This is a genomic window from Tunicatimonas sp. (genome assembly GCF_049647865.1).
Lineage (GTDB): Bacteria > Bacteroidota > Bacteroidia > Cytophagales > Cyclobacteriaceae > Tunicatimonas.
This window is the reverse complement of the sequence record NZ_JBARYM010000282.1, coordinates 1-7,803: the sequence shown is the minus strand read 5'-3', so window position 1 is coordinate 7,803 and position 7,803 is coordinate 1. Positions and strand designations below refer to the sequence as shown.

Below are 7,803 nucleotides of genomic sequence, written 5' to 3'. Positions count from 1 at the left end.
CTCTAAGTCAATCACTAACGAGTCTGATTCTAAAAGTGTAAGTTGGTTGAGTAAGATAGGTAAAAGCAAAAGTATAGTCATCGATACAAGAATAGTGGTGGAAGCAAAATACAAGATAGTATTCTATATTAAGATAGACTAATTCCAAACTGTGGATACAACATTGTGCAGATAAATTAATCGTTACTTTAGTTAGCATTAAATGCTGATAAAATGATTAATGCTGCGCAACACGACGAGAATAAGATTCACGGAGTACAATCTGTTTGGAACCGTTTTCAGGATTATTTAGGGGAATTTGTTTACGGTGGCATTGATGGTAGTGTGACTACTTTTGCAGTAGTAGCCGGAGCTGCCGGGGCTGAACTTAGCTCCGCCATTGTCATTATTTTAGGGTTTGCCAATCTCTTCGCCGATGGGTTTTCCATGTCCATCGGAAGCTATCTTTCTACTAAATCAGAGCGGGATAATTATCGTAAGCATCAGAAAGTTGAGTACTGGGAGGTAGATAATATGCCCGAAGCTGAACGGCAGGAAGTTCGGGAAATATATCAGGCGAAAGGTTTTGAAGGTGAACTGCTGGAACAAGTAGTTGCTAAAATTACTGAAGACCGCGACCGCTGGGTAGATGTTATGATGAAAGAAGAACTGGAAATGGTAGAAGATCAAAAGTCGCCTTTAGCGATGGGGCTAGTTACATTCGTATCATTCATTGTCATTGGTTTTATTCCTCTATTAATTTATGTATATGACTATTTTACTGAAAGTAGTGTAACTCAGGATTTCCTGATTGCTGGGATTTTCACTTCGTTCACATTTGTTGGCATTGGCTGGCTAAAAGCAGTAGTCACCCAAACGAATCGTTGGAAAGGAGTGCTGGAAACTTTGGGGCTAGGGGCTTCAGCGGCCGTTCTGGCCTATTGGGTAGGGGATCTACTAGAGAAAATAGTTACCTAAGCGCAATAGATTCACATACGTAAGTTGGCGTAATACCAGTAGAAAAGATTGCCTGCTCGGCTAGTTGAGGAGCAGTATTGCCGGAAAGGACCAAGACAGTATCCAATCCAAATTTGTTGCCACCAATAATGTCGGTTTCCAATGTATCACCCACCATCAGTATTTCGCTTTTATCTACCGGATGAAAGGGTTGCACGTGATCGTAGGCAAAAACAAACATTTGGGCATCGGGCTTACCAAATCGTAAAAATTGTTTTCCGGTTAGTTCTTCCATCATATCCGCAATAGCTCCTATTGCAATGGCAACCCGGCTTTTGGAAACCGGATAGGTGTAATCAGAGTTAGCAATAATCACCGGAATATTGCGACGACGAAGTAGATTCAGGACTTTATTTAGGTCTTCATCCCAGTTAAAACCTTCATCATCCATGAACACCAATGCTTCAATCTCTTCAGCTTGAGCTAACTCCAGGCTTTTGATGGAGATTGTTTTCAATTCTTGGTTTTCCAGATAATGGGCTGATTCCGGTGTGCCTAAATATGCGATCGTTCCCTGCTTAATTTTACGACTTAAGTATTCTTGCGCCAACATGCCCGATGAGATAATTTTGTTGGAAGTAATATCCGTCAAGCCTAATTGCTGAAAGCTGTCGCAGAGTTCAGCCGGACTACGCGAGGCATCATTAGTAAGCACGTAAAACCCTATGTTTTGCTCGTGCAGATAATTCATTGTTTCCTGAACACCGTCAATCAGTCCTTCGTAATTCTTTAGCACACCGAACGCATCAAAGAATATAACTTTATACTGGTCGGCAATAGACTTAAATAGCTGAATGTCCATGAAGGTTAATTAAATGGTAGTAGTTACAGGTTTGAGGAGTTGAGGTTTTCAATTTCAGGCATATACAATAATAATCTCAAACCTTCCAAACTACTCAGTAGTTCATAAATTTAACCTCGCTAAAATTTTATCTGCACTAAACTTTTGGTCTAGTTGCGGAAAATAAACCATATGCGCTTCTTGAAGTAGGCGAGAGGCGTAAATTTCGTGAAAAAAGTAGCGTCCATCTTTGATCACATAATTAAGAATAAAGAATCGATAGGCCTCCTTTATAAATAGTATTTCTACCCTGGAAAGTGGATAAACTTGATGATATTCTTCCAAAAACCATAGAAATCGTTCTTCCATTATCGGATCAATCAGATAGCTAAAGCTGGTTTGGTCACCAATAGAAGAACACACTCGGCTAAAAAAATAAAAGTCCATAACGCGTGAACTCATTCGGAACCAGTCGTAATCCCATCGGGAGTAGAAGTCGAGGTTTTTGTTCACAGAAAAGTTACCTATGTTCCAATCAACAAATACCGGTATAGCTGGTAGAGAATGAGCTCCCAAACTTTCCATATTCTCGAACAGTATATCGCACTGCTGGCGGATACTTTTAATATGCATTCGATGCTCGTATTTACCACTATCAGAGTCAAGAATCTGGCGCAACTGCTCAATGTCAATAGCCATCGTCTTAGACCATTGAGGTAAAATGTTTCTTAATTTAAAGCAAGACTTATGAAACTTGGCTACTTCTTGTCCTAATCGTCTAATTTTATGCTCATTCAGTACGCGAGGCATTCTTTTTTTTACTCCTACCGAATTATAAAATACAACCCAAGCATTTACATTGAACTGAGAATATTTGTAGGTATAAAGACTGTGACCTTTCATTAATGATCGGGCTAAAAATCGATCGTAAGGAACGTTTAAATTATTCGCTAACGCATTAATCAGGGTATGATCCTCCACAAAATGCTCATATCGCCCAAAATACGAGAGTTTGGCAATAACCATGTCATCGTTATCTAGTTTGACCCGGAAAACAAGATTAGTAGAAACTTTAGCACTAATATCGGTTATTGAAGCTACGCGACGAGAAGCATCGTAATTTTGCCAAGCTTGCTGAATAATATTTTCAAAGTCTATAAATCTCATTTCTTCGCAAACTTCTAAAATGATTTTAGATTTACGTCGTTGTACTAGTCACTATCTATTACCAAAAATAGAAAACATCATACTGTAATTTAATTAGAAAATATGGTCTGACATTAACTTATTAAAAGTTTTTTCGTTCAGGTAAAACAATAATGTCTAACAGTATATTATATCAGAAATATTTCATATGACCGATCTCAAAACTCCTAAAAAGAAGCTTAAGTGGTCAGAGTTACCGGAAGGATTCCAGAAGTTACTTAGGCGTTCTTACGGTGAATACCAAGAGATTTTATATGATCCTTCGCTGCATCCTGCTGCCCGGAAAATTCCAAGTTGGAGTGATTGGTTAGGAAAGCATGATATTGCTGAAGATGATGGTTCATAGTAGTACCTGCTGAGAATAACTGGTACCTAAGATTCGCCAAATTGACTACTGTTATCTACTATCTTTAGATTAGTAAACACCAAAAGTGTTAGTAAGAAATTAAGTTTGGAATCATCATAAGGTAATTAAGTTATATTTTATATGAATAAATTAAAAGACTGAACTGGATTACTTTTTGTTTGAACACTTTTACTATACAGTAGTAGTGAGTTTTAATAATTTTAGTATTTATTTGAGGCCAAAGCTATACTACCTTGTTTAATCTTGTAGTCGAGTGCTTATATTATGATTGCCAAAATTATTTAAAATAGTGCGTCTTTTCATAAATAAAGACTATTTGGCACTTAGTGAATGTTGTAAATGATATTGCGGTGAACTGTCAGCAGGCGAAACTAAATAATACTACAAAAGTAAGTATTTCTACTCATATTCGTACTACTCCCACCGCAAAACTGGGCTACAATTTAATAGGCCCTACCACCGATATTTTTTGATCAAACTATGTAACTATTTTCTATTATTTAAATTTTCAAAATTCGTATTAATTTCAATTTTATGGAAGACACTGCAATGCAGGAAGCTGTTATTATTGGAGACAACGGATCTGAGGTTGGTACAGTGAGTACTGGGGACATTCAGGTTCAAAGTGAGTTAAAGCGCTTCATTCCCCCCCTTACCGCTGATTCAAAACAGCAACTTGAGCAAAACATTAAGCACAATGGTTGTTTAGATCCACTTACTGTCTGGAAAAAAACTGATGGTGAACTGGTACTGATTGATGGGCACAACCGTCTAGAGATCTGCCAGCGAAACGGTATTTCGTTTAAAGTTCGTCTACATACGTTCACGAGTAAAGAGCAGGCTAAAGATTGGATGCTAAACCATCAGTTAGGACGCCGAAACTTGAACCCTGATCAGTTAAGTTACTTTAGGGGACTAAAGTACGAGCGAATGAAGAAGAAGCGAGGTGGCTATGATAAGGTGCTCTCTAGCGGACAGAGCGGCGACAAAACCTCCGAAATTTTGGCTAAAGAGTTCAATGTGAGCGATCGTACTATTTTACGGGATGCTGAGTTTGCCAAGGGGCTAGAACTGATTGGCCGGACTAATCCAGAGCTTAAGCACGATATCTTATCTGGAAACGTAAAAGTGAAAAAGGGCGATGTGCAACTCATAGCTCAGGAGAAAGATGCTCGTAAAGTAAGTAATATCAAAAACGCTGCCGACCTTTATAATAGAGCTCAAGCTATCCGCCGTGCTAAGCAAGCCCATAAAGACAAGCAAGCGATGATGGAGGAAGATGCTCGTATTAAAGATGCATCGGATGAGCTGAAATTGAAAGATCCGGTTTTTTCTTCTAAAGAAGAACGATTACAAATGCATAAAGGGCGAATTATTTCAGCTATTAACAAAGCAATTAGTCGTAAAGATAAAGCTTCACTGAAACAAGCTAAAGACTATTTAAAGCGTATTGAAGACGAATTATTTGGCAAATTTGCAGGTGCCTAATAATAACAAAATTGTGAGTGGCAGTCTAAATCAGACTGCCACCTATTTAAAATTCAGCGAATCAAGCAGCCATCAACTTACCTTTTCTGCTACCCACTCTTTTGCGGATTCAATCATTGAACTATCTTCATCAGAATCATCGCCCATTAAGAAAGCGTAGGGCTTTAACGGATCGCTATGATCAAAAAAGATTCTCATAATTCCTAAATACGGAACAGCAACAACAGTACCGGGAATCCCCCAAACTGCACCACCCAACACCACTACTATAATCGTAAAGAAGGGATTAAGATCTACCTTTTTACCAACGATCATCGGGGTAAGTACGTAGTTCTCTAATAATTGGGCAATAGTCATTACAACAACCACCCCAATAACGCTGTTTATTGAACCGTCGGTGATTAAAGCAAATAGTAGAGCTAACCCGCCTCCAATAATATTACCGAAATATGGAATAATGCTTAATACTCCGGCAATTACAGCGATCACTAATCCGTATTTAATGCCTATAATTGTGAAGCCTACACCATAGAGTGCAGCCAAAATAACAATCAATATAAACTTTCCTGAGATGTAGGCGCGGGCGATTTTGCTCACTTGGGCGACTACTTCGTTAGTCTCGCCAGTAGCCTTTTTAGGGGTAAGCTTTTGCAGAAAGCGCATAAACTTATCACGATAGTAGAGCAGTAAATATGTATAAATTAAAATTAGAAAAAACTTGCCTAAGGTTGTAAAAGTAGCTGATATCATGTTTTTAACATCAGTACTGTTCGATTCTGAAATTTTATCAAGTCGTTCGGATATCCATTGAGTAGAAACACCACTTCGGTCTAGGTATGCTTCAATATCCTCTAAGGTAGTAGTTACTTGTTCTTTGGTCTGCTCCCAGTTCTCTGCTAAGCTAGATACTTGGTAAGTCACCAGAGAAAATACCCCTACGAAAAATAGAAGTATCAGCAGCACCGATAAAAAACTACTCAGACCTCTATTTGACCCAACTTTTTCTAGCCATTCACTCACTGAGGTTAAGCTTAGTGCTAAAAGAATAGCAATAGATAACGGAATTAGAAAGGAGCTGCCTAAGTACAAGGAGCCAAAAAATAATACTAAGAACACAAGAAATGGATTGGCCTTTTTAACGACCGATAGTTGTTGTACGATAGTAGACATATAGTTTAAAAAATGGTTGTTTTATGATAACTTGAAAACCAGAGCGAAGTTTACCTACTGGCTACTGCAAACCTTGTTAATTATTTTCTGAGCCGGCAAATAACCTAATTCTAAAGCACGCTCAAGAGCTTGACAAGCTTCACTTATTTGTTTTTTTTGGTGATAAACTAACCCTAAGTTATAGAAAGTTTTAGGATTTTTTGAATCCAGTTGTAAAGCTGCACGATAATCACGTTCAGCGATATCAAACTTTTTTAATTTATAGTAGATATTGCCGCGGTTCAAGTAGCCTTTCTCTAACAGAGAGTTCAGCCTAAGCGCCTCGGTGTAGTCTGTAAGAGCAGGTTGTAACTGATTTAGCTTTTCCCGAGCAAACCCTCGTTGAAGGTAGAGATCTGCATTTTGGGGTGACTGGAGTAATCCTTCGTTATACTTTGCAATAGCCTGCGAATAGTTGCCAGATTGATAGAGTATCATTCCTTGGTGTAGTAGAGTAGAAGGAGAAGCATTTTCCGCAAGTTGAGCAAAAGTAGCTTGAGCGAGGTCTAAGTTTCCGGATTCTAGAGTGAGTAAAGAAAAATTCTGAAGTGCTTCACCATGATTCGGCTGTAATAGTAAGGCTTGCCGATAGTAATGAATCGCTTGCAGTGTATCGCTCAACCGTTCAGAGATCAATCCCAAGTTATTATAGATCGTTGCATCTTGGCGTTCTACGTTCAAAGCTAACTCAAAGTACAATAGTGCTTTTTTATATTCTTCAAGGGCTAGGTACGCTAGTCCCAAAAAATTCCAAATGTCAACCTTCATGCCGGATTGAACAGTTCCGATAGATTGCGTTGAGAACGAAGTATCGCCATTGGCTTCAGTCTGGGTAGTTCCCTTAAAGTATACCGTAGTAGTTTCTCCTAAATCGTGTTCTAATAAAAACTTAAAATCCACAATAGCTGCTTCGTAGCGCTCGAGCCTATGAAGCAATTGAGCCTTTTCAAAACGAACTTCAGCTAAGTTAGGATCTAAAAATAGTAGCGATTGGTAATCGGTTAATGCCTTAGTAAAGTTGTTTTCCCGTCGGTGCACCCGGGCTCGGAGTAGTAGTGCTTCTTGAAAATCGTGCTTTAATCCAATGGATTGGTTAAGTGCTACTAACGCTTTAGCTAGCTCATCATTAAGTTCATGCTGGGTTGCCTCACGGAAATGCAACTTAGCCTGTACATTGCGAGATCGCTCAGCTAATGTAATAACCTCTTTTCTGGTGAGCGTATCAAAAGCTATTTCCTGACCGAATAAAGCCAACGGCGCTAACCAAATAAGTAAATAGCTTAACAACAAACGAAGCATATAATAATTAAAAGTTGACAATTGAAGATGAATAGAAGAGCATGTAATTGAAACAACGTGCAGACACAGTAAATAGAAAACAAAGGTAGATTATTGTTGATTTAAGTTGTTGTTCAAGAAATAGCAATAATCAATTATATGACAGCCAAATTAGCCAGTTGACCCACTCTCTCGTTCAATAAGTTTCTCATTTACCACTTTAGTAACAACGTATAGCTAGGCAAAAATAGTTTAGGCTAGTAATGGTAGAATAAGAAGTAGTTGTATTTAATCTGGTTAATATGTTCCCGCGAGGCGAAAAATGAAAGAAGGGCCTAAGCCTTGATGAGGCTTTTTAACCGGGCGGCGATCCGCGAAGTAGCAGCGCGAAAGAAATGGTCATAAAATGATAAGATGATTGTTTAGCCATTACTTAACTAGAAGTAGCCTGGGGTTGATGATTTAGAATAAATTGAAC

The 7,803-nt window shown here is 38.5% G+C and carries 7 protein-coding genes; 3 read left to right on the top strand and 4 right to left on the bottom strand.

What is annotated here, in order from left to right:
- Nucleotides 1-213: 213 nt before the first annotated feature.
- Nucleotides 214-957, top strand: coding sequence for a VIT1/CCC1 transporter family protein (locus WBA23_RS08670; RefSeq protein ID WP_424581880.1), 744 nt, complete (start codon nt 214-216; stop codon nt 955-957).
- On the opposite strand, the gene WBA23_RS08665 is transcribed toward WBA23_RS08670, so the two are convergent.
- Both WBA23_RS08665 and WBA23_RS08660 read right to left on the bottom strand, forming a co-directional pair.
- Nucleotides 950-1,798, bottom strand: coding sequence for a TIGR01459 family HAD-type hydrolase (locus tag WBA23_RS08665; protein ID WP_424581879.1), 849 nt, complete (start codon nt 1,796-1,798; stop codon nt 950-952). The two genes, WBA23_RS08670 and WBA23_RS08665, sit on opposite strands and share 8 nt — an antisense overlap.
- Nucleotides 1,799-1,900: 102 nt before the next feature.
- Nucleotides 1,901-2,944 carry a hypothetical protein gene (locus tag WBA23_RS08660; RefSeq protein WP_424581878.1) on the bottom strand — a complete coding sequence of 348 codons (1,044 nt, stop codon included), beginning with the start codon at nt 2,942-2,944 and terminating at the stop codon, nt 1,901-1,903.
- 187 nt (nt 2,945-3,131) lie between these two features.
- On the opposite strand from WBA23_RS08660, the gene WBA23_RS08655 reads away from it, so the two are divergent.
- The gene (locus WBA23_RS08655) at nt 3,132-3,329 is read left to right on the top strand and encodes a hypothetical protein (RefSeq protein ID WP_424581877.1); all 198 of its coding nucleotides are present in this window, start codon (nt 3,132-3,134) and stop codon (nt 3,327-3,329) included.
- 555 nt (nt 3,330-3,884) lie between these two features.
- Complete coding sequence (locus WBA23_RS08650) at nt 3,885-4,838, top strand: ParB N-terminal domain-containing protein (RefSeq protein ID WP_424581876.1); 954 nt, start codon at nt 3,885-3,887, stop codon at nt 4,836-4,838.
- A gap of 72 nt (nt 4,839-4,910) precedes the next feature.
- Here the strand turns inward: WBA23_RS08650 and WBA23_RS08645 are convergent, their stop codons facing one another.
- Nucleotides 4,911-6,008 carry an AI-2E family transporter gene (locus WBA23_RS08645; RefSeq protein WP_424581875.1) on the bottom strand — a complete coding sequence of 366 codons (1,098 nt, stop codon included), beginning with the start codon at nt 6,006-6,008 and terminating at the stop codon, nt 4,911-4,913.
- Between the two features lie 54 nt (nt 6,009-6,062).
- The gene (locus tag WBA23_RS08640; protein WP_424581874.1) at nt 6,063-7,346 is read right to left on the bottom strand and encodes a tetratricopeptide repeat protein; all 1,284 of its coding nucleotides are present in this window, start codon (nt 7,344-7,346) and stop codon (nt 6,063-6,065) included.
- Nucleotides 7,347-7,803: the final 457 nt, after the last annotated feature.